This window comes from Allopusillimonas ginsengisoli (assembly GCF_004153455.1).
GTDB lineage: Bacteria > Pseudomonadota > Gammaproteobacteria > Burkholderiales > Burkholderiaceae_B > Allopusillimonas > Allopusillimonas ginsengisoli.
In genome coordinates this window covers 738,935-760,754 of sequence record NZ_SDQE01000001.1, presented here as the reverse complement: position 1 = coordinate 760,754, position 21,820 = coordinate 738,935, and the positions used below count along the sequence as shown (strand labels likewise).

Genomic DNA, 21,820 nt, shown 5'->3' with positions numbered 1-21,820 from the left:
GCGTACATAGCTCAGGGCTCGCTTTCGGTGACTATGCCCCACCAGCCCAACGTTTGGCGGAAGTGCCTGCGTACAGCCAGCATGGCCTCATTGGCTGTGCCTTCGAGAATGGCATCGATAATCAGTAAATGTTCGTGCATGGCGGGCACAATGCGGTCAGGAAGAAGAGGGCGCGACTGCTGCATGATGGAGATGCGATCGACATTGTCATCATAGCTACGCTTGGCCAGTGGATTTCCCAGGGCATTAGCAAGCGTTTTATGCAATTGCCAGTCGACATCCATCGCTTTGCGCTGCAGGGCCGGTGTGATGCCCACCAATGCAGCTTGGCGAACCTCCTCATGTACATCGCGCAAAGCGTGTAAAGAAGATGTTGGCGAGCGAGATGCCAGAATACGAGCGCCTTCTTGATCAAATAAATAACGTAGATGAAAGCAGGATTCCACAGCGTCTGACGTTGCTTCGAGAACGAGCACCCCGCGCTTAGGCAGTATTTCGACCAGGCCAATGGCTTCGGCTTTCTTGACGGCTTCGCGCACGGGTGCCATAGGTAGTTGGGTCTGAGCGATGAGTTCCGGCATAGAAATGAGTTGGCCTGCCCGGATGTGACCCTGCGATAGCAAGGTTCGAAACGCTTGGAATGCTTGATCTGCGAGTGAAAGCCGCTGAATATCCATATCTAGTCAATGCCTCTCTGATACTGCTCCGCTGTGTTAGCCGTGAGAACTCCACCAAAGGCTCTCAAAATAAATTCTCGGAAGCAGGGTAATCCCGATAGGTGCGAGCCTTTCGCACGAGTACCATACTCTAAAAATATCAAAATACATTCTAGCTGAAATGTCAGAAGAAATGTTAGATGTTCAATTGTATCCAGAAAAATTTGGGTTGGGGGAAAAAGGCCACCCTTTATTTGCGACGAAAGTCACTCGAAAGGACAGATCTATGAAGCGCATGCATACAACATTATTCGGCCAGGTGGTGATTGCACTTATCCTGGGCATTATCGTGGGTGTTGTTTGGCCCGGGTTTGCTGTAGAGCTCAAGCCCTTTGGCGACGGTTTTATCAAACTCATCAAAATGATTATTGCACCGCTGGTATTTTGTGTGGTCGTGCATGGTATTTGCAGCACAAGCGATATTCGCAAGGTTGGAAGGGTAGGGATCAAGGCCTTGGTCTATTTCGAGGTGGTCACCACGTTTGCGCTTGCTCTTGGAGTGATTCTGGCCTATGTCTTTTCGCCTGGTCATGGCATGCATGTTGATCCCAGCTCACTTGATGGGGCCGCTTTATCGGCTTATACGGGCCGCACATCGGAGGCTACCGATACAGTGGGTTTCATCATGCGCATAATCCCCAGCACCTTTGTAGATGCTTTTGCCAGTGGTGACATTCTGCAGGTACTGCTGATTGCAGTGATGTTTGGTTTTGCGGTTGCGCTTCTCGGGGAGCGCGGACGGCCAGTTGTCAACTTGTTGGATAGCCTCACTCAGGTATTTTTCAAGTTGATCGCGTTTATTGTCAAGCTCGCGCCAATCGGTGTGCTGGGTGCCATTGCATTTACGGTCGGTAAATACGGTGTAGGGACACTGGGCCAATTGGGTATGCTTGTAGCTCTGTTTTATATTACATGCTTTATTTTTGTGGCTGTGGTGCTCGGGTTCATACTGCGGCTTGCAGGTTTCAATATTTTCAAGCTGCTTCGTTACCTGCGGGAAGAGTTGCTTGTAGTGTTGGGCACGGCATCTTCCGATGCCGTATTGCCACAAGTCATGCGAAAGCTTGAGCTCATGGGCGTTAAGAAATCTACAGTCGGATTGGTAATCCCTACGGGATATTCATTTAATCTTGACGGATTCTCGATCTATTTGACGCTCGCTGCTGTGTTTATCGCGCAAGCCACTGATACACCACTGTCCTTCGTTGACCTTATGACGATTCTGGCTGTTTCGTTGCTTACATCCAAAGGGGCGCATGGCGTGCCGGGCTCCGCCATCGTGATTCTGGCCGCCACGCTTAGCGCTATTCCTGCTATTCCTGCCATAGGTTTAGTGTTGGTGTTGTCCGTGGATTGGTTCATGGGCATGGCCCGCGCATTGACCAATATGATCGGCAACTGCGTAGGCACTGTGGTGATTGGAGCTTGGGAGCGAGACATTGATCGTGCCCGCGCACATGATGTGCTTGATGGCCGTATTACGGTCGACCTTGACGCGCCGGATGAAAATGAACTGGAGTCTGACGCGCCGACTTCAGGAGTGACGCCTGCTTTTGCAAAAATCGGTGTGGACTGACACACAATAAGACGGGGTTCATAAGTCCATATCGACGGCAGTGGACGTAGGCATGGACTTGCTCCCGCTCTGAACTGATGTGTCCGGGAACGCCATGCATGCGCCTTGGACACTCAAGAACACCGTTGCATAGAGATCCGGCGCGGACAGCGAGGGCGAACGCAGGCTGATCCGCGTTTCATTCACCTTGAGTTCAAGCATCGTATGGTCACCCCGAAACGATCGGTGTATCACCTTTGCGGGGATGCCTGGCCCATGAGCGGACAGTCTGACTTGCTCAGGCCGTAGCATGGCCCAGGCCTTTCCGGCCCTGCCAGATGTTGTGCCATGTATATCGAGAAGGCCCAGAGGAGACTGCATGCCAAAGGTCGTCATCTCCCCGCTCAGGAAAATCGTTGAGCCGGTCAGCCTTGCCACCGAAGGGTTTGCGGGTTGCCAATATACGGTTTCCGGGCTGGCGCACTGCATGATTTCACCCGCTTGCATCACGGCCATTTGATCTGACACAGCAAATGCTTCACCAGGGTCGTGCGTAACCAGAATCGTGGTGGTGCCGGTTTGCCTTAATACATCTATAACGTCTTCACACATGCGTCGGCGCAGATCCAGGTCCAGCGCATTGAATGGCTCGTCCAGCAATATCAAGGCCGGATCAGGCGCCAAGGCGCGTGCCAGCGCGACACGCTGCTGCTGTCCTCCTGACAAGGCATGGGGAAAGCGCTTATTCAGGCCAGACAAGCCTGTGAGCGCGAGGACGTCATGCACACGCTGCCGGCCGCTGGCGTGCTTGCGCAAGCCATAACGCACATTGCCTTCCACCGTCAGGTGAGGAAAAAGCGCACCTTCCTGCGGCACATAACCGATGCCGCGGCGCTCGGGCGGCACGAACACAGAGGGTGCCGCGACAATGTGCTCGTCGAATGCAATACGGCCCTGGTCCAGGCGGTCGAAACCCGCGATCAGACGCAGCAGCGTCGTCTTGCCGCAGCCTGAAGGCCCCAGCAGTGCGACGACTGTACCGTGTTCAATCGTCAGGCTGGCCCCGCTGAGGACTTCTACGTCGCCATACCGCTTGGACACGCTATCGATCAGTATGTTGCTCAAAGCACTTCTCCGTAGCGGAGCATGCGCCGGGTAAAGAACCATACCGGCGCGATCGAAATAAGAACCAACAGGGCAGCAAAAGGCGCTGCAGCGGCATACTCCGCATCATAAGTGTAAGACCAGACCTCCGTGGCCAGCGTCGACACCCCCGTGGGGGCGAGCATCAGGGTGGCTGTGAGTTCACGTACGATCTCAAGCATCATGAGTGCCAGCGCCGCCCCGATGCCTGGTGCGATATTGGGTAGAACGACAGTCAAAAAAACCGGGAACGGGCGGCGGCCCAGGCTGCGGGCGATGTGTTCGATCTGTGGTGAAACCAGTTCGACCGACGCACGCAGCGAAGACTGCGCCAGCGGCAGGAACAGAATGGCGTAAGCGCAAAGCAGCAGCAGCGTACTCTGATAGATGATGGGTACGAGTCTTATGGATAGAAACACCAGCGCAAGCGCGATGACCACCCCGGGCAGTCCATGAATGATATACGGCAATCGTTCGACCACCGCCGACAAACGCCCGCGATGGCGTACGGCAAGCAACACCAGCGGGATAGCGAGTACGCTGGTGACGATGGCGCCAGACAATGAAAATAGAATCGTATCCATCAAGGCGGGCAGAATCTCAGCGTAGCCCAAGCCCGCAGAGCTCCCATGGAACAGCCAATAGGCGAGTGTGGAGAGCGGTACACCCAATGACAGCACCCCCAGCAAGAGAAAACCGCCAAGCACAGGAAAAGTGGTGCGGCCCAGATGCACCGTGATTACATTGCGTGCACTACCGCGTCCCACACGCGCCACCCGTTTGTTGCCTCGCACGCGCATTTCGGCGTACGCGGCAGGAATACACAAGGCCATGAGCACCACGGACTGCAGGGCTGCTGTCGCGCTGTTGAACTGCAGCTCATAAGACTCGAAAATAGCAGTGGTAAACGTTTGAACGCGAAGCAGCGCAAGCGCGCCAAACTCGGCGAACATGTGGGTGAGCACCAACAGCGCGCCGCTGCCCAATGCCGGTGACAGTTGGGGGAGCAGCGCGCGGGTAAATGTGCGCCACGGTCCATCGCCCAGGGAACGCGATACATCCTCGAATGCTGGATCCGTGCTTCGCAGCGCTGCGGCGACGGGCAGGTATACCAGCGGGTAGCTGGATAACGACAGAACCAGTATCGCACCCGCCATGCTCTGGAACATGACATCAATGGATGACCATGCGTAGCTGGATACAAAGGCAGGCACAGCGAGCGGAAGCCCTGCCGCGACGCGCCAGACTCGTCGCCCGGGTAGGTCCGAACGCTCCACACACCAGGCTACCGCGATACCGACCGCGCTGGCGGCAACGGTTACCCCCACGGCCAGCATCAGCGTATTCCTCAGTAAGGTATAGGTGCGTTCGCGAAAAATTTCTTCCCAGATCCCAATCAGCCCGGTTTGACCCGCACGGATTGCCACGTAGATCAGTGGCAGGGCAATCAGTGCGGCCGGTACCAGCGCAGCGCCAATAATCCAAGGAGAGGGTGCCGTGTGCGCGTTGCGTGAAGGCGCTATGGCCCGGCTCACGCCAGGCCGGCTTCGCGGCGCAAGGCCAGAGCGTCAGCCGCATCGCCCAGATCGGCGGGGCTCACCAACGGAGGGTCAAGCTCGTCGAAAGGCTTCAGATTAAACGGTGAAGAGACGCCGGGGCGCAACGGATATTCGGCTACGGACGCAACAATGGCCTGTTGTCCGGCTTCGCTCACCATGAATGCAAGCAACTGCTGCGCAGCCTGCTGGTTTTTTGATGACTTGAGAATACCCGCCGCTGACACAGTGATCAAACCTCCGGGATCTTTATTATCTGTGTAATACAAGGCGGACTTCATTTTATCTTCGCCCACTTCCTTGGCGACGGCGAACCAGTAGTAGTTGTTCACCAGCGCAGTAGCAATCTCGCCAGCCTCAACGGCTTTCATCGCTGCCATGTTGCCGTTGTAGATGCGACCGAACTTCTTCAAGCCTTTGAGCCAATTCAATGCGGCCTCGCGCCCGTTCAGTAGTTTGATTGCAATGAGCTGTTCCTGAAATGCACCGCTGGTCGGCACGAAACCGACTTTATCCTTCCAGGATTCTGTCGCCATATCCAGAACCGATGCAGGAAGCTCGGCGGGATTGACCATTTTGCGGTTATAGGCGACGACCCGGCATCGGGCACTGACACCCGTCCATGTATCGTCTTTGGCGGTATACCCTGCCAATACCTGTTTGAGCGTGCGGTCGTCCAGCTTCGCCAACAATCCTTTTTCTGCCAGCGTTACGACGGGCGGGCTTTCTTCCGCGTAGAACACATCGGCAGGAGAGCGCTGGCCCTCTTCGATGATCTGGTTGGCCAGTTGAGAGCTGCTGCCTTTGCGGATCGCTACTTTGATGCCGCTCGCCTTCGTGAAGGCTTCGACCAACGCTGCAGTGGTGCGGGCATGTTGCCCGTTATAGAGTGTCAGTGCCTTGGTGTCTGCCGCGCAGGCGACGCGAAATGCGGGCGCGCCGACCAGTGCGCCGGCCCCCATGATGATCCCTTGGCGCAATAAAGAGCGCCGATTCAAATTTGCCATTGCGATAACTCCTGCTGTTCAGAGTCATAATTCTATGGCAAATAAGAATCATTATCCTTACGATACGCTGAACAGATTGTCGCAGTTGTTGCGGCAATCTGTTCAGAACGGCGCGCTTACGAGGCCTGTTTCACCTGGTCGGCGTCGCTGTCCTTCTCCAGCAGCCTGCTAAAGTCACTGTCCAATTGTTTCAGCGCTGCGTTGATGGCCTCGCGTTTCTCGTCAATCCAGGCCTGCTGATCGGCGAGATCTTTTTTGGCTTCGTCAATCATTCGCGTCATCTCGGCTGGCTGGGGGCCACCGGCGGTCGCTCGATGATTCACGATAGCGACGGGGTCGAGCGCCTTTCTGAAATCCGCTTCGCTCATGGGAAGTTCTTGAGGATAAGTCGCACCATGCACCGCTTCCGCATAAATACGCTGAGCCTCAGCGTAAGGGAAGTCCAATGGTTTGATATTGTTTTGCTTTGCATAGCTGACCACTTCCGATGCAAAATGATGTCCCAGCCGGAAGGGGAGCTTGTGGTTGCGCATCAGCGAGTCAGCCAGTTCCTGGGAAGCGGTCCAGTCACTGTTCAATTCTTCCAGCGCCCTGTCCGGGCTCACCACCAGCGCTTTCATGACATCATTCCAGTCTTTCAGTGTCTTGATGGCGCTGTTTACCATTGCGCTATTGGTCTTGGCGCTTTTGGGATCCGCCATTCCGGGCGTAATGTTGTGCGCCTGAATTACAGGCCCCAATGCAAGTGTGATTGCCGTAGACGCACTGCTGCGAGTTCTGTTCAACAAGCCCGGGTTGCGCTTTTGCGGCATAGCGCTTGATACATACGTGTTATCGCCGCCTTCCTCCAGCAAGATCCATGGCCTTGGCTGAGCATACTGTGTCATCAGGTCCTCGATGAAATGGCCTGTATGCAAGGCAATGCTGGTCACAATCGAACCGGCTTCCACCGGGTGCTCCATCGAGGAAATCTGCGCGGCATCAAAAGCATTGTCCACGGTACGTGCAAAGCCCAGGTAATGGGCCATGCGTTCACGATTCAGCGGCCAGCTCGTTCCGTTCAATACGGTCGTGCCCATTGCTGAACGGTCCACGCGCACATACGCCTCGCGAATGCGTTGGGCATCGCGCTGCAGCCCTGCTGCGTGCCCGAGCAAATAGTGGCCGTAGCTGTTCGGCTGAGCCGCCACGCCGTTGGTGTAGTTCGGCACAATCGTGCCCGCGTGTTTCTCGGCGAGATTGACCAGCGTCGTCGATGTCTTTTGCAGGCGCTGCGCCAGGCCAAGCAGGTCATCACGCAATATTGCAGCCCGATAGGTTGCATGCATATCCTGACTTGAACGCCCTGCATGCAGCAAGGTGATTTCTTCCCCAGCAGCATCAATCATCAACGGCTCAAAGGTAATGACGGTGGAGGGACGTTTGCCGCCCTCTTTGTTCCCCGCCTCAATGACTTGCTCTATTCCCGCTGCGAAGCCGGGCGCCATCGATTTTTCAATCAGCCCTTCGTCAGTGTTGATGACCAGGGTCGCTTTATTCATTTCACCCAGCCAGAAGAACTCATCCCGTTTTGGCGTGTCCGCGGACCCAATCGCGGGGAGGGCGAGCAAGCCCAGGCACACTGCGGATAGTATTGGGGCTTTCATGGTATGTCTCCCAGGTAGTTGGTTCTAATGTTCTTTGATTGTATGTGGCGTGCTGCGCGCAAGTCGTTACTGACTGTGCACGCGCGGATTGCGCAATTCAGGGACTTTGCCAGTCACACCGTTCCTGTTTGTTTCCTGTTTATTAGGGAGAATGATGAAACAAAAGCTCCAGCCCGATGCGCTCGCCACTGTGCACTCGGCTGATGGCGTGTTTCAGTTTGACGCGATAATATGCGCGGGCGCCCTTGACGGGCCGAGCGGCTGTTGCAATCACCGCAATATCGCCACATCGTAGTGGCAACACCATGGGCCGAGACTGCATGCGCGGGCGATGCTCTGTCATCACGAATTCGCCGCCAGTGAAATCCTTGCCTGGCTCGGACAACAAGGCGATCACCTGCAGGGGAAACACAAGCGAACCCTGGCCATAGTGCGTCAAGGCCTGATAGCCTTGCGCGCGCAGGCGTACCAGGTGTGACTGCGACCGGTGCTGCCCCGCCTGATGGTTTTGTTCTACGAATGACTCAAGCGCTACGGGGTAGCGATAGCGCATTCCGAGCAGTTTATTCCAGCGGTTGGCAAGCGGGTACAACTGACGATAAAGCGTTTGCCGCCATATCGCCAGCGGCGCGGGTGGCGGCTCATCAAAGCAGAATACCTCAGCACGGTACTTGTCATTCTCCATCGGCAAAGTCTGGGGCCGGTTCAGGGCGGCGCTTAGCCATCCCCTCAAGGCATACACGTGCTCGTCACCCAGTAGACCGGGCACGATGGCATAGCCTTGTTCGTCGAGTTGCTGCGAGAACGCGTCATTGACAAAAGAGGTGGTAGCAGGCGTTGACATAATCTGTTTCCCTTATCGGGCATCATGAAATATCAGGCCCACGGTATGGCGTTGGCCGCTGTGGAGCTGGCTTACGCCATGCCGCATGGCCACCTTGCGCAGTGTGTGGCGTTTTCCTGCGGCAGGTCGGTGATTTACAGTGAACACCACAGCGTCTCCTTGTTGCAGCGCGACCACTTCAGCGCGTTGCGCGCCCGACGCGGTTTCGGTCATCACGAATTCGCCGCCGGTAAAGTCTTTGTCCGGCGCCGACAGCAAAATGGCCGCTTGCAACGGAAAGACATGTTCGCCATAAAGATCCTGATGCAGGCAGTTGTAGTCCCCCGCGCTGTATTGCAGCATCAGCGGTGTCGGCCGCGTCTGGCCCGCCCGATGGCAGCGGGCCAGAAAGGAATCCAGGCTGTCAGGATATTGGGTATCGATGCGCATCAGTTGATTCCATCGGTTGGCCACACGAGCCAGATGCGGATACAGCGCGTGACGCAAGTGGTCGAGCAATCGGGGAAGCGGGTAGGCAAAATACTTGTACTCACCGCGCCCAAAACCGTGGCGAGCCATGATGATGCGGCTGCGAAAACGTTCATTCTGCGGATACAGGGCGGCAAGCTCAGTGCATTGTTCTGCATTCAGCAGCGAAGGCAGCACAGCATTACCATGTTCGTCCAGCGAATGCTCGATTTCGGCCCAGTTCAGGCCGCCGATAGGCGTTGTTTCGGATGTATGCACTGTGCCAGCTCCCTGGGGCTGTATCGTGGCCGAACATCAGGCGGCCGGATGATAGCTGCGTTATGGATATTGCCAGTTTACGAGTGCTGTCCGCGGGTGACACTCCGCTGCTTGCGGCGGCGTGTCGGTGGTTGTTCACCGAGGCTTAGGCTGTAACTTGCCGCCACACACTCGCCAGCCAAGGCTGCTGCTCCCGTGGCAACCCCGTGGGCCGATAATAGTGCTCCATCTCTTCAAACCCCGCAGCTTGCATCAGTGCCTGCCAACTTTCCAGGTCGTGATACGAACCGTAGCGCGGGCCATTCCAGCCCTCCTGATTTTTCCCATGCGGGTTTGAGCTAAACAGCACGCCGCCTGGCTTTAACGCAGCATGCAATGCGTGGAGTGTGCGCGGCAAAACCTGTGCGGGAACATGAAACAGCACGGCGTTGGCGAAAATACCGTCAAAGAAAGCGTCCGGCAACGCCAGGTCAAATAAGTTTTGCTGCCACACTTCGCAGCCGGTATCCGCGCGTGCCATCTCCACAAACCGTTCTGAGCCATCCAGGCCGATGGCGCGATGCCCCAGTGCGTTGAAGGTTTTCAGATCGCGCCCTGGTCCACAGCCGACATCAAGCAGGGTATAGGGCGGCGGGCCTTCGATATGGCGCAAAAGCGCGGCGATGTTCTGGCTGACATCATGGTCGAGCGTGCCCGCACGAAAGCTGACGGCATTGTCGTTGTAATGCGCCAGCGTCAATGCACTGATTGATTTCAGCGTGTCGTCGTCGATGGTCATGGCTTGCTGTTCAGTTAACCTTGTCAAGTAGATAGTAGCGCGTTTGAATTGCTTTACTATGGACTATACCTATAGGGAGGAGCTCCACCATCATGACCAAGACCACCGCAGTCCAGTTGACTGAATTTGGCGCACCCGAAGTAATGCGTCTGGTATCCGCAGATTTGCCTGCTCCGGCCGAAGGGGAGGTGCAGCTCAAGCAAACTGCGATCGGCTTTAACTATATAGACATATACCAGCGCAGCGGAAAGTATCCGCTTCCAGCGCCCACGGGGCTGGGTCACGAAGCGGCAGGCGTTGTCACCGCGCTTGGTGATAGCGTGACAGACCTGAAGGTTGGCGATCGTGTTGTGTATATGAACGCAGGCATCGGCGCCTACGCCACACATCGTAACGTTGTCGCGGATCGCTTGGTGAAGCTGCCGGATCACGTCGATGACGAATCAGCCGCCGCGGTATTCTTCAAGGCGATGACGGTGCAATACCTGGTCACCAAGACATTTCCCGTGAGCAAGGGGGACATCGTACTCGTGCATGCCGCGGCTGGCGGAGTAGGGCAGATTCTTAGCGCTTGGGCCAAAGCGTTGGGTGCCATCGTGATCGGGACTGCGGGGTCGTCAGAAAAATGCGCGATTGCGCGAGAGGCGGGCTGTGACGTCGCCGTTGATTATTCCGATACTGGCTGGGTATCGCGGGTGATCGACGCAACAGACGGCAAGAAGGCATCAGTGGTTTACGATTCCGTTGGGCAACATACGTTTCTGGGCTCACTCGATTGCGCCAGGCCGTTCGGGCATGTCGTGGTATATGGCTCCGCGTCTGGCCCGATCGCGCCCTTTGACGTAGAACTGTTGAACAAGAAGGGCGGCCTCTATCTGACCCGGCCTTCCGTTTTTCCGCACAACGCCGATCTGGCCACCTTCCGTGCCAATGCCGACATGGTATTCGATGCGCTGGGCCAAGGCATCGTGCGCGCGCAAATCGGTGCGCGGTTTGCTCTGGCAGAGGTCGCGAAGGCCCATATCGCCGCCCAGAACAGGGCGATCACCGGCGCCATGGTCATCGTGCCTTGATCGGAAGAGCACCCCTAGGACACGACCTGGCCACACTGTATATACTTTCTATAGGATCTCGCCGCGTGGTCGCGGGCGAGTCCGTCCGTGCAATCGTTCTGGATTGCTCCCGGCGTAACGCTCACACATAGGAGGCGTGCAGAAACATTTCAGGCGTTACCGGCTGCGCATGGCACGCTTGCGGTGTAACTGGCGTATTGAAACATCATGGCTGATCAACACAATCCGATCCTGGTGAAACGCCGGCAGCTGTTGCTGGCGTCTGGTGCGATGTCTTGTTTTGGCGTGTTCGGCGCCGGGGCAGCTCGGGCCGCAGACAAAAAAGAGGTCGCGTATGGGCAAGGCAGTATCGACCCCATCTTTACGGCAGGCTACGTGGCGCTCGCGCAAGGCTACTTTTCTGACGCTGGCCTGGACGTCAAGTATCTGAACAGTCAGAGCGGCCCCCGCACCAATCAATTGCTGGCCGCACGGCAGATTCTTGTGGGCGCGACGGCCGCCACCGCCGCACCGGCACTGACAATTGCAGGCAAGCCTGCGGCCTTGATTTTCGGTTTTGATCGCCGGATGACTTATGCGAACGTGCTGGTGCGCAAGGCCGACTATGACAGCGGAAAGTTTCGCACGCTCAAGGATCTGGACGGCCAGAAAATAGGCGCAACGCAGCCGGGCTCTGTGACCGCCTTGATGGCTATCTATCTGATGGAGCAGGCCGGCATAGGCAACAAAGTGGATATCCGTCCGTTGGGCGACCTGGCGACCATGCTCGCGGCCCTCAAGACGGGATCGGTCGCCGCAACCATGGCGACCGCATCCATGATGGAGCAGGCCGTTGCAGAAGGCTGGGGAACCCCAATTTTCAACGGCATCGATAGCGAAGTCTGGAACACGTACATGAAGGGAGACGTGCCGGGCATCGCAGCCTATGCGCTTCAAGACGATATCGACAAACGGCCCCAAGACATTCAGCATTTTGTGAACGGGCTGGTAAAGGCGCAGGATTTCATCAATCAGCACACGCCTGAAGACATTACCGAAGCCGTTTACGGGCGTTACTTGAATGCGCTGACCCGGCCATCGGTACTGAAGGCCATTGCGGACTACAAGGCAAATGTGTGGCTGGAAGACAATATCATTACCGAAGACGCCTACAACCGCATGGCCGCCATCATGGGCGACGGCCGGCAGTTCTCTAACGATCAGATGAAAACCGTGCCCTACGACAAATGCGTGAACATGTCCTTCGTCCGCAAGGCAAGAGGCATGTCATCGTGATTGAACTGCGTGAGGTCTCCAAGGCTTTCCAGACCGACAAGGGATATACCTGGGCCGTAGGCGATGTCTCGCTCAAGATCGAACAGGGTGAGTTTGTGTCCATCGTTGGGCCATCTGGCTGCGGCAAGAGTACTTTGCTGAACCTGATTGCCGGTTTTCTGGAACCCACGGCGGGCACAATCGAAATTGACAAGACGCCTGTCAAGGGAAAACTGCACCCCACGCTGGGTTACATCTTTCAGAAAGATACCTTGCTGCCCTGGTACAACGTCTACAAGAATGTGGCGCTGGGGCTGCGTTTTCATGGTGTACCTGAAAATCAGGTCAGGAAGAAGGTGGCGCAGTTACTGGAGCTTGGCCACTTATCGGGCTTTGAACATGCCTACCCACATCAGTTGTCGGGTGGCATGCGGCGGCGTGTGGCATTGTTGATGAGCCTGGCCGTTGAGCCGCGCCTGCTCATGCTGGATGAGCCTTTTGGCGCCCTGGATACGCATACCAAGACGCATCTGCATCGCGAACTGATGGAGATCTGGCGCAAACTGGGTCAGACGGTCGTCATGGTGACACATGATCTCGACGAGGCCATTACCCTGTCCGATCGTGTGGTGGTGCTGTCCTCGCCGCCCAGCAAGGTTCTTCTGGACGAACGCATACACATCCCTCATCCACGCGATGTATTTACAGTGCGTGAGAGCCCTGCCTTTGTCGCGCACTTTCAAAGTGTCTGGAGTGTACTGGGGCAACAGTTCCGGACGGCGGCGTGAGGGCGGAACATGGATAGGCATCACACTTATGTCAGCTTGGCACGGCACGCCGACAACGCTTCTTCGTACCGCCTGGGGGTAATGCGATGAATATACCCGTTTCAGATGCGCCGGAAGGACAGGCCATGCACCTGGCCGAAGCGCGCAGAGCGGCGGTGCGCCGCCGATTTCGAATTACGCTGTGGCAGGTTGGCATTCTGGCCGTCATCCTGGGCGCATGGGAAATCTTGACCCGTATTCCGTGGTTCATTGCCAATACGGTTTTCGATCCGTTCTTTATCAGCCAGCCTTCGCGGATTGCGCTACGTCTGTGGGAATGGATGCAGCCCGGCCCTGATTCGGTTTGGCCGCATCTGTGGCTCACGCTGCGCGCTACCTTTCTGGGTCTGATCGTGGGTGTCGGCAGTGGCTTTGTCGTAGGCGTTGCGCTCAGCCGCAACCGCTTTATGGCCGATGTCCTGAACCCATTTATCGTGGCGTTCAACTCCATGCCGCGTATCGCATTCGTACCATTGATCACCATGTTTTTTGGGCTGGGCGTTGCGTCCAAGGTCGTAACGTCCTGGTTTGTGGTGTTCTTTCTTGTGTTCTTCAATACCTACAAAGGCGGCCGCAGCGTTGAGCGCGAACTGCTGCAGTTCTGCCAGACACTGGGTGGATCACCGCGCCAGATTCTGTGGCGGGTGCGCATCCCCACTGCTGCGGCCTGGACGTTTGCGGCACTGCCCAATGCGATCAGCTTCGCGCTGATCGGTGTCGTGCTGGCAGAGTTCGTTGGCTCGACCACTGGCATGGGTTACCTGATGATTACGGCGCTGGCTACGCTGAATGCCACAGATATGTTCGCCGCCGTGGTGCTGCTTTCGGTGGTAGGGATTGTGCTGGTGTATGGCATCACGCTGATAGAAAGGCGTTTGCTGCACTGGTCGCCGGAATTCAGGGATACTTGATCTGCAGGGCGCTATCGCCGAGGGCCCGCGCTCGCCATAAAAGCCAAAGATAGCGGCTTTTCAATCATAAATGGAATTTGTCATTCAATTTGTGCTTGCGCAGTATTGAGTGCGTTCGCGTCCGTGTGCCAGACTTCTTCACATCCAATCAAAGCACGTGATAACAAAGGAGTGAAGATGAAAGACGAAATACACTTTTTGCGCTATGCCGAGTTGCCTGCGGTTCCCCGCGGACATGGCATTGTCAATCACCCGATCACCAGCGCCAGGCTAGGCGCAACGCGAATTCGATCTGGCGTGACGTGGCTGCCTGTCGGCGCTGCCGTACCGAGCCATTCTCACGGCAATGCCGAAGAACAGGTCACCGTGCTGCAGGGAAAAGTGCGTATCACGTTAGGCGATCAGGTGCTGGACTGCGAGCCCTATGATTCAACGTTTATTTCCAACGGCGTGCCGCATGCGTTCTGTAATGCCGGCGATGAACCGGCCCTGGTCATGGTGATATATGGCCTGACACGAGACAATGACGTAACGCGGACATTTACTGAAACGGGAGAGACCGTTCAGATAGGATCTGATCAGGATCGCTTTCCGGCTTCAGGCGCCGTCGACAGCGGTCACGCATTGCCATGACAGCGACACAGGCCGTCTCGACACACGCAGGGAATCCGTTGGACGCGGGAGGGTTCTACTGCTATCTGGCCACTCCCTACGATGCGGCGGGGAATGTCGATGTTGAAACACTCGCCGAGTATGCCCGACGCATAAGCGTGTCGGGTGTAGCGGGCGTGACCTGTGTTGCAAGCACGTGCGAAGGCCCTTATCTCAACGACACGGAAAGGCAGGTGGTTGTCGACACGGTGTGCAGGGCGGTGGAGGGGCGAGTCCACGTGAATGTCGGCGTCGGCGCGTTCTCGACACGGCAGGTGATCGATTACGCGAAGCAGGCAAAAGACAGCGGAGCTTCCTGCCTGATGCTGGAGATGCCGCAATACTTTGCAGTTACCTTTGAGGCTGCGTATCGGCATTATGAGGCGGTGGCGAACGCTGTGGATCTGCCGATCCGGCTCTATAACCTTACTCAGCCGACCCGATTTGATTTCACTCCGGAACGGATCCTCGCAATGGCAAAGATCGACGCGATCAGGTCGGTCAAAGATGCTTCGTACGATGTAAGCCGAGTCAGAGACATCCAGCTGTTGTGTGGTGAACGGTACACAGTGTATTGCGGCTTTCATTATCAAGCGCTGGAAGGGTTCCGTCTTGGTGCAAAAGGGTGGGAAGTCATGATGCATCCCGTCTTTGCCGATCGCTTGGTTGAGCTGTATCGAGCGTTGACAAAGAATCCCTGGTCCACCGAGTCGGAAAAGCTTTACGCCCGGCTGCATCCGCTTTTTTATTTTTTCAAGCAATACGGGGTTCCGCACTCGATCAAGGCAATCTCGCAGTGGACGGATCTCCCGATGGGCTGCCTGCGGGCGCCACTGGAGCCGCTTCCTGAAACCGCACGCTTGAGGTTACGCGAGCTGGTGGGGGATCTGGACGTCATTTGAATCAACAGGCGTTCCTGAACGCCGCCAACACTAATCAGGCGGAAAACGCTGAAGCCTGGCGTCCTGCGGAAAATGCTACTTTTGACCTTTAACGATATGCGAGGTTGAAATTTTCATAATCTAGGGATGGGTGCCCAAATGCCTACTGAACGATTTTCCGCGAAAGCGGGAAAACTCCCGGAGCGGCCTTCTACCATGCGAAGTATAGAAATAGTCGAGTCCATTGCGTTCTCGGTCGAGCCGTTGAGCCTGGAAGAGATAGCGGAAGTGACAGGGACGCCAAGGTCCACGCTGCATCGCTTGATAAAAACGCTGGTCGATGCCCGGATACTGATGCGGGAGCCTAATGGAAAGCGTTACTCGGCCGGTGAACGACTCGTAGCCATGATAGACGGCGTGCGCAGTCATGCGTCGCTTCACAGCGAGCGGCGGGCCATTCTGAAAGGGCTCGTAGAACAAATCGGGGAGACCTGTAACTTCACAACACTTGATATTACAGACGTAGTCTATGTCGATCGCGTGGAATCGAAATGGCCGCTGGGCATGCATCTGGAGCCGGGTTCACGCGTGCCATTGCATTGCACTTCCAGTGGCAAGCTTTTTCTTAGTCACATGCCTGCGCGGCAGCGGCGGCGGATGTTGTATCAGTTTTCGTTGAAGCGCTACACCGAGAAAACAATTGTGGACCCGGACATTCTTGCTCAGGAGCTGGTCAAGATTCGAAGGGCAAATATTTCGACGGATGACGAGGGATATCTGATTGGTCTGATTTCCGTGGCGGTTCCCGTGTTTGGCCGAAACCGGAAGGTGATTGGCAGTGTTGCGGTGCATGCGCCCAGGGCGCGCATGGAACTCGACAAAGCGCTCGGATATGTTGGGTTGCTGAAACTGGCCGCAAGCGATCTCGGCAGCTTATATCGGCAATTCAAGTGACTTTGATTTCGCAGTAAGGCGCGGTGTTCGCACCAGCATCATGAAACAGGAATGTTTATCCCATTTATGAGACAAAGCATCCGGATTTTGGACGGTTGAGAGTGCCATATGTGACGCATTAAGCTAACCTGAATCTACCGCTTTCCCCGGCTACTTAGCAATAATTAAAAGATTATGGAGACTATTATGAAGGAAACAAAATCCATTTCACGGCGAGACATACTTCGCACTAGTCTGGCTGTGGTGGGCTCATCTGCATTAGGCCCGTTTGTGATATCCACAGCACGCGCGCAGTCCGCCGAGCACAAAATGTTGTTCGCCCATACCTTTACGCAGGCAAGCGAAAGGTATGTCATTACCGGCCTGGATTTGTTCAAGCAGCTCGCTGAAAAATACAGTGAAGGCCGCCTTCTGGTTGACATTCATGAAGGCGGAAAGCTGGGCGGGCAAACGGAGCTGCCGCAGAAAGTGCAATACGGTGCCATTCAGGCATGCCAGGTTTCAATGCAGAATTTCACGCCTTATTCAGAAGTGTTCAATCTTCTGGATCTGCCCTTTATGTTCCGAACGAATGAAGGCTTCAACAAGTTCCTTGAACATCCTGATTTTGCCAATTCGAAGTTCATGACCGATCCTGAGCGTAAGGGGCTCAAAGTGTTGAAGGGCATGTGGGCAAACACCGGATTCCGTGTGCTCTGTGTGAGCAAGAGGGCCGGCAAGCAGATTCGCCTGCCTGTGGATATTACCGGACTGAAGTTGCGTGTGACCAATTCAAAGATTGAGCAGCAAACCTTTGCGCTCACGCCTGCGAGTCCTGTTTCGATCAACTGGGCGGAAACTTATCAGGCCATGCAACAGGGAGCGGTGGATGCGCTCAACGTGGGGCTCGGTCCCTTGACGGCGAATCGTATTCACGAGGTCATCGGAACAAGCGCCCGTGTGGACATGAGTTTCAATGCGCATGTGACCATGATCTCGAAAAAATGGTTCGAGAAACTGCCGTCGTCCATACAAGACGCAATAGAGCGGGCCGCCCAGGAAAGTTGGGATTATCAGAAGTCTCAGCAAAAGACCGCGGACGACCGGATGTGGTCCGAGTGGAAGGCCGCTGGCATCGAGATTGCCGAACTGAGTGACGACGATAGAAACCTGTGGGTCGAGGCGATAGGACATCAACGGCCGGAATGGGACAGCTGGAAAGATCGATACGGTCGACAGCTGTATGAACAGGTTGCCGAGCTGGGTAAGAGTCTGTCGACCTGAATCTTATAAAGCCGTTGCTCGCGGCAGGTATATGAAACGTTGCGGGAATGTGATGATGCCGCCGTGCGTCAATGGCTTGCTGTTGTCTGATGGAGGGGTTGAAAAGTGCGGAATCTTTGGAAGAAGATCGATGATGGGTTTGAAACCTGGCTGATGGTGGCCTGCTATGGCTATCTGGTGCTGATTATCCTGGCGGAGGTTGTCAGGCGCCATCTATTTGGCGCATCAAGTGAATGGGGCGAGATGACCGCCCGTTATGCCTTTGTTTTTGTGGTGTATATCGCCATGGCAGAGATTGCGAGAAACAGAAATCACATACGAATCGATCTCGTCCCGCAACTGCTGGGGGCGCGAAAGCGCTTGTTTCTGTACTTGTACTTCGACTTTCTGCATCTGGTGCTGGTCGTGCTGACGGTCTACTACGGCCTGAACGTGATGCGCTTGCAGATTGAGAATGAAGTGTTGATGACCGGCCTCGACCTGAATATGGCGTTTGCTCAAGCGGCATTGCCGATAGCCTTCTTCATGCTTGGCTACAGGGTGATCCAGCGTTCCATCAGAATGATCAAACATTACCAGGCGACCGGAAAGGTTGAGCTGGGCGGGGGCAATTATGATGATGAGTGATGAAATGGCTGTTCTGATCATCGGTGTACTGATGATGGTTCATCTGGCAATCGGCGTGCCACTATTCCTGATACTGGGGCTTGGATCGCTGGCGATGGTGATAGCGGTCGGCGTGTACTCGATCGATATTATCGGGCAAGTACCTTTTTCCGCGATTGATAACTGGGCTTTGCTGGCCATGCCGCTGTTCATCCTGACGGGGGACATTATTTCAGGCGGGAGGATTGCCAAGGCGTTGACGAATATGGGGCAGGCGATGTTGGGCTGGATACACGGCGGCCTGGGCATGTCTACTATTGCTGGCTGTTTCTTCTTCGCAGGCACAAGCGGTTCGAATTCCGCCGATACGGCGGCAATCGGCAAGATCATGATTCCCTCCATGGTTGAAAAGGGATATGACCGGCCCTACGCGGCCGCGCTTGCAGCCGCAGGCGGGTGCCTTGGCATTATCGTTCCGCCCAGTCTGATTTTCATCATCTATGGCGTAGTGACGTCCACATCCGTCGGAGATCTATTTCTTGCCGGCATCTTCCCGGGCCTGCTGATGGCCGCCAGCATGTGCGTGGCAAATTATTTTGTATGCCGCAGGTTCGGCTGGGGTGTCAGTACGAAGACGCCTTTTGACGGCAAACAGGTGCTGATTAAAACCTGGGGGGCAAGGTATGGCCTGCTGGCGCCAGCGATTATTCTCGGTGGCATCTACTCTGGCGCCTTTACACCGACCGAATCTGCTGCCGTGGCGGTCGCATACTGCCTGTTCGCCGAGCTCGTGATCACGAAAGGCATTACCTGGCGCGAGATACCGACCTTGCTGTACCGCAGCGGGGCGATTACGGGCATGATCGGGCCTATCATCGCTTTTTCCATACTGTTCGGAGAAGTCATGTCGGTGCTGAGGCTGCCCGACGCGCTGGCAGGCGCAATGCTTTCCGCCGAGATGGGTGTGGTTGGAACCATGTTGATGATTATGCTGTTGCTGTTGATCTTTGGTTGCTTCATGGAAACCATTGCGTCGATCATCATCCTGATGCCCATCCTTTTGCCCATCTGCGCCGCCTTGAATATTGATCCGGTCCATTTCGGCGTGTTTGTTGTGTGTACCCTGACAATCGGATTCATCACGCCGCCGGTGGGTATAAATCTATTTGCCGCATCAGCGGTAAGTGGCGTTCCGTATATTCAGATCGCTCGACGTATATGGCCGCTGTTTCTTGCGTTGGTAGTGGCTACTATCTGCATCGCATTCATACCCTGGCTGTCGCTTTGGTTCAGGTAAGCAAAGCGGCCCCCGAACGCTTGCATATGGTTCGGGGATTGGCCGGGATTCGCGGACTGGTTCGTTATTGCCTGAGCACAGTCAAAGCGGCCAGACCAGCAATATCATCGGTATCGTGATCAGGCTCACCACGATCTCCAGCGGCAAGCCCATCCGCCAGTAATCCCCGAACCGGAATCCGCCGGGCCCGAGGATGAGTGTATTGTTCTGATGCCCGATCGGGGTCAGAAACGCTGCTGAAGCACCGATCGCCACTGCCATCAGGAAAGGGTCGGCATTGACATTGAGCTGCGCCGCCGAGCCGATGGCGATGGGGCACATGATGGCCGCGGTTGCAGCGTTGTTGATGACATCAGACATGGTCATGGTGACCAGCAAGACAACCGTCAAGGCAACAATGGCATTGCCATGTGCGACGCTGTCCAGCAGGAATACCGCAATTAGCTTGGCCGCACCGGTGCTTTCGATGGCCTGCGCCACCGGCAGCAGCGCCCCCAGCAGCACAATCACTGGCCAGTCCACGGCTTCGTACATCTTGCGCAGCGGCAGTACGCGAAAAACCATCAAGAGCAGCACGCCGAGCAGAAAACTGATCGCCGCCGGCAGAATATTGAATGCAGTGAGCCCCACCGCCACGGCCATGATTCCGCCCGCCAAGATCATCTTCTTGCGATCGGGCGCGCGCAGCGAGCGGGTCGCCAGAGGCGCACAGCCGGCATTCGACGCAAACTCTGAAATCAGATCGCCCGACCCCTGCATCAGCAGCACATCGCCGTGACGCAGCGCAGTGTGCCTTACGCGACTGCGGATGCGGGACCCCTGGCGCGAAATGGCCAAAAGGTTGATACCGTAGCGCTCACGCAGGTCCAGATCTCCGGCGGTACGCCCCAGCAGGTCTGAGCCTGGGAGAATCACCAATTCCATCAGTTCTTCGTCATCCAACTGAATGGACCGTTCAATCTTCTTTTCACGCGCTTCATCTTTTTCTTGTTGGGTCTGCTCCATGGAGGCGTCAGCCTCGCCGTTATGTTGACGTTCTGGCGCTGCGGTAGAAGCGTTTGCGGCAACCTCGGCGTCTTCGGCTGCTGTCTTCGACGCTGCGTTGATTCCGGGGTCGGCCTTTGTCGATTCGCTATCGGCCTCGTCATGCTTGTCGTCACCCCTGGCCTTGAGCGGTTCCTCCCCAAATACCAGGCCAAGGCTGTCCAGCGCACTGGCCAGTGCCTCGGGATCGGCCTCGATCAGTACCACGTCGCCTTCGCGCAAAGGCCCGGCTGACAAGGGGCTTGTCAGCCTGATCTCGTTGCGGACAAGGCTGATGATCTGGGCGTCGGCGCCTTTCAGTTCGGATTCGGCTTCGTGTAAGGTCATGCCGATGGCTTTGGAGCTGGAGGCAACGCGCGCTTCGGTCAGATAAGCACCGGTATCAAATGAATCGGCGCCAGCGCGTTCCCGCCCCGGAACAATGCGCCAGCCCACCAGCGCGATGAAGAGTATGCCGCCCAGCGCAACAGCGGCTCCGACGGGCGTGAAGTCAAACATGGCGAAGCCGCCGTCTCCGGCTCCCTTGCGGAATCCGGAGACGATCAGATTGGAGGGTGTGCCGATGAGGGTGGTCATTCCGCCCAACATCGTGCCAAACGCGAGTGGCATCAGTACCTTGCCCGGGGCAATGCCCTGGCGTTGCGCAATCTGCAAGGCAATCGGCATAAGCAAAGCCAGCGCGCCCACGTTGTTCATAAAGCTGGACAGCAATGCCGCCAGGCCGACCAGCGCAGCGATTGTGATCGTTGGGCCTGCTTCGGTGGGCAGCACGCGCTGGGCCAGCAGGTCTACCACGCCTGTATGCAGCAGTGCGCTGCTTAGAATCAGCACGCACGCCACTGTGACAACCGCTGGATGGGAAAACCCTGCAAAGGCTTCGTCGGCAGGGACCAATCCAACGATCACGCTGGCCAACAACGCCGCCGCCGCGACGATGTCGTGCCGCCACCGGCCGTACAAGAACAAACACAAGGTCGCGGCCAGTATGGCCAGTATTATCCATTGGGGTTGCGTCATTGCTTACAGCTCGCTCCTTGAATCACCTTGCTAGCTTAACGGATTTCAAGTCGAGCCCCATGCAAGCCACG

The 21,820-nt window shown here is 56.2% G+C and carries 20 protein-coding genes; 11 read left to right on the top strand and 9 right to left on the bottom strand.

Going from position 1 to position 21,820, the window contains the following annotated elements; all coding sequences use genetic code 11:
* Nucleotides 1-11: 11 nt before the first annotated feature.
* Nucleotides 12-677 (bottom strand): GntR family transcriptional regulator, encoded by a 666-nt coding sequence (locus ERE07_RS03755; protein ID WP_130007445.1) that lies wholly within the window; start codon nt 675-677, stop codon nt 12-14.
* Between the two features lie 265 nt (nt 678-942).
* Between ERE07_RS03755 and ERE07_RS03750 the strand changes: the two genes are divergently transcribed.
* Nucleotides 943-2,292 carry a C4-dicarboxylate transporter DctA gene (locus ERE07_RS03750; protein WP_130007697.1) on the top strand — a complete coding sequence of 450 codons (1,350 nt, stop codon included), beginning with the start codon at nt 943-945 and terminating at the stop codon, nt 2,290-2,292.
* Between the two features lie 18 nt (nt 2,293-2,310).
* On the opposite strand, the gene ERE07_RS03745 is transcribed toward ERE07_RS03750, so the two are convergent.
* The 7 genes from ERE07_RS03745 to ERE07_RS03715 form a co-directional block, all read right to left on the bottom strand.
* Complete coding sequence (locus ERE07_RS03745; RefSeq protein WP_130007444.1) at nt 2,311-3,396, bottom strand: ABC transporter ATP-binding protein; 1,086 nt, start codon at nt 3,394-3,396, stop codon at nt 2,311-2,313.
* Nucleotides 3,393-4,949 (bottom strand): ABC transporter permease, encoded by a 1,557-nt coding sequence (locus ERE07_RS03740; protein WP_209021076.1) that lies wholly within the window; start codon nt 4,947-4,949, stop codon nt 3,393-3,395. The genes ERE07_RS03745 and ERE07_RS03740 overlap by 4 nt, the downstream gene beginning before the upstream one ends.
* Entirely contained in the window at nt 4,946-5,977 is a 1,032-nt protein-coding gene (locus ERE07_RS03735; protein WP_130007443.1) for an extracellular solute-binding protein, read from the bottom strand. Before ERE07_RS03735 ends, ERE07_RS03740 begins: the two co-directional genes overlap by 4 nt.
* Nucleotides 5,978-6,093: 116 nt before the next feature.
* Nucleotides 6,094-7,623, bottom strand: coding sequence for an argininosuccinate lyase (locus ERE07_RS03730; RefSeq protein WP_130007442.1), 1,530 nt, complete (start codon nt 7,621-7,623; stop codon nt 6,094-6,096).
* A 142-nt stretch (nt 7,624-7,765) separates the two neighbouring features.
* Complete coding sequence (locus ERE07_RS03725; RefSeq protein WP_130007441.1) at nt 7,766-8,467, bottom strand: 2OG-Fe(II) oxygenase; 702 nt, start codon at nt 8,465-8,467, stop codon at nt 7,766-7,768.
* Nucleotides 8,468-8,479: 12 nt separating this feature from the next.
* Entirely contained in the window at nt 8,480-9,193 is a 714-nt protein-coding gene (locus tag ERE07_RS03720; RefSeq protein ID WP_130007440.1) for a 2OG-Fe(II) oxygenase, read from the bottom strand.
* Nucleotides 9,194-9,338: 145 nt separating this feature from the next.
* The gene (locus tag ERE07_RS03715) at nt 9,339-9,971 is read right to left on the bottom strand and encodes a class I SAM-dependent methyltransferase (protein ID WP_130007439.1); all 633 of its coding nucleotides are present in this window, start codon (nt 9,969-9,971) and stop codon (nt 9,339-9,341) included.
* Nucleotides 9,972-10,063: 92 nt separating this feature from the next.
* On the opposite strand from ERE07_RS03715, the gene ERE07_RS03710 reads away from it, so the two are divergent.
* The 10 genes from ERE07_RS03710 to ERE07_RS03665 all read left to right on the top strand — a co-directional run bounded on the left by ERE07_RS03710 (nt 10,064) and on the right by ERE07_RS03665 (nt 19,688).
* Nucleotides 10,064-11,044, top strand: a complete 981-nt coding sequence (locus ERE07_RS03710) for a quinone oxidoreductase family protein (protein ID WP_130007438.1) — start codon at nt 10,064-10,066, stop codon at nt 11,042-11,044.
* Between the two features lie 207 nt (nt 11,045-11,251).
* Nucleotides 11,252-12,319: an ABC transporter substrate-binding protein gene (locus ERE07_RS03705; protein WP_130007437.1), complete on the top strand. Its 1,068-nt coding sequence runs from the start codon at nt 11,252-11,254 to the stop codon at nt 12,317-12,319.
* Nucleotides 12,316-13,086, top strand: a complete 771-nt coding sequence (locus tag ERE07_RS03700) for an ABC transporter ATP-binding protein (RefSeq protein ID WP_209021075.1) — start codon at nt 12,316-12,318, stop codon at nt 13,084-13,086. Before ERE07_RS03705 ends, ERE07_RS03700 begins: the two co-directional genes overlap by 4 nt.
* Before the next feature lie 86 nt (nt 13,087-13,172).
* On the top strand, nt 13,173-14,036 hold the full coding sequence (locus ERE07_RS03695; RefSeq protein WP_425330945.1) for an ABC transporter permease: 864 nt from the start codon (nt 13,173-13,175) through the stop codon (nt 14,034-14,036).
* A 177-nt stretch (nt 14,037-14,213) separates the two neighbouring features.
* The gene (locus ERE07_RS03690) at nt 14,214-14,669 is read left to right on the top strand and encodes a cupin domain-containing protein (protein ID WP_130007435.1); all 456 of its coding nucleotides are present in this window, start codon (nt 14,214-14,216) and stop codon (nt 14,667-14,669) included.
* A complete protein-coding gene (locus ERE07_RS03685; RefSeq protein ID WP_130007434.1) occupies nt 14,666-15,589 on the top strand; it encodes a dihydrodipicolinate synthase family protein in 924 nt (307 codons plus the stop codon). Before ERE07_RS03690 ends, ERE07_RS03685 begins: the two co-directional genes overlap by 4 nt.
* A 195-nt stretch (nt 15,590-15,784) precedes the next feature.
* A complete protein-coding gene (locus tag ERE07_RS03680; protein ID WP_167670717.1) occupies nt 15,785-16,522 on the top strand; it encodes an IclR family transcriptional regulator in 738 nt (245 codons plus the stop codon).
* A gap of 186 nt (nt 16,523-16,708) precedes the next feature.
* Nucleotides 16,709-17,785 (top strand): TRAP transporter substrate-binding protein, encoded by a 1,077-nt coding sequence (locus ERE07_RS03675; protein ID WP_167670716.1) that lies wholly within the window; start codon nt 16,709-16,711, stop codon nt 17,783-17,785.
* Nucleotides 17,786-17,890: 105 nt separating this feature from the next.
* Nucleotides 17,891-18,412 carry a TRAP transporter small permease gene (locus tag ERE07_RS03670; protein WP_130007431.1) on the top strand — a complete coding sequence of 174 codons (522 nt, stop codon included), beginning with the start codon at nt 17,891-17,893 and terminating at the stop codon, nt 18,410-18,412.
* A 4-nt stretch (nt 18,413-18,416) separates the two neighbouring features.
* Nucleotides 18,417-19,688, top strand: coding sequence for a TRAP transporter large permease (locus ERE07_RS03665; protein ID WP_167670715.1), 1,272 nt, complete (start codon nt 18,417-18,419; stop codon nt 19,686-19,688).
* 81 nt (nt 19,689-19,769) lie between these two features.
* Here the strand turns inward: ERE07_RS03665 and ERE07_RS03660 are convergent, their stop codons facing one another.
* Nucleotides 19,770-21,749 carry an SLC13 family permease gene (locus ERE07_RS03660; RefSeq protein ID WP_130007429.1) on the bottom strand — a complete coding sequence of 660 codons (1,980 nt, stop codon included), beginning with the start codon at nt 21,747-21,749 and terminating at the stop codon, nt 19,770-19,772.
* Nucleotides 21,750-21,820: the final 71 nt, after the last annotated feature.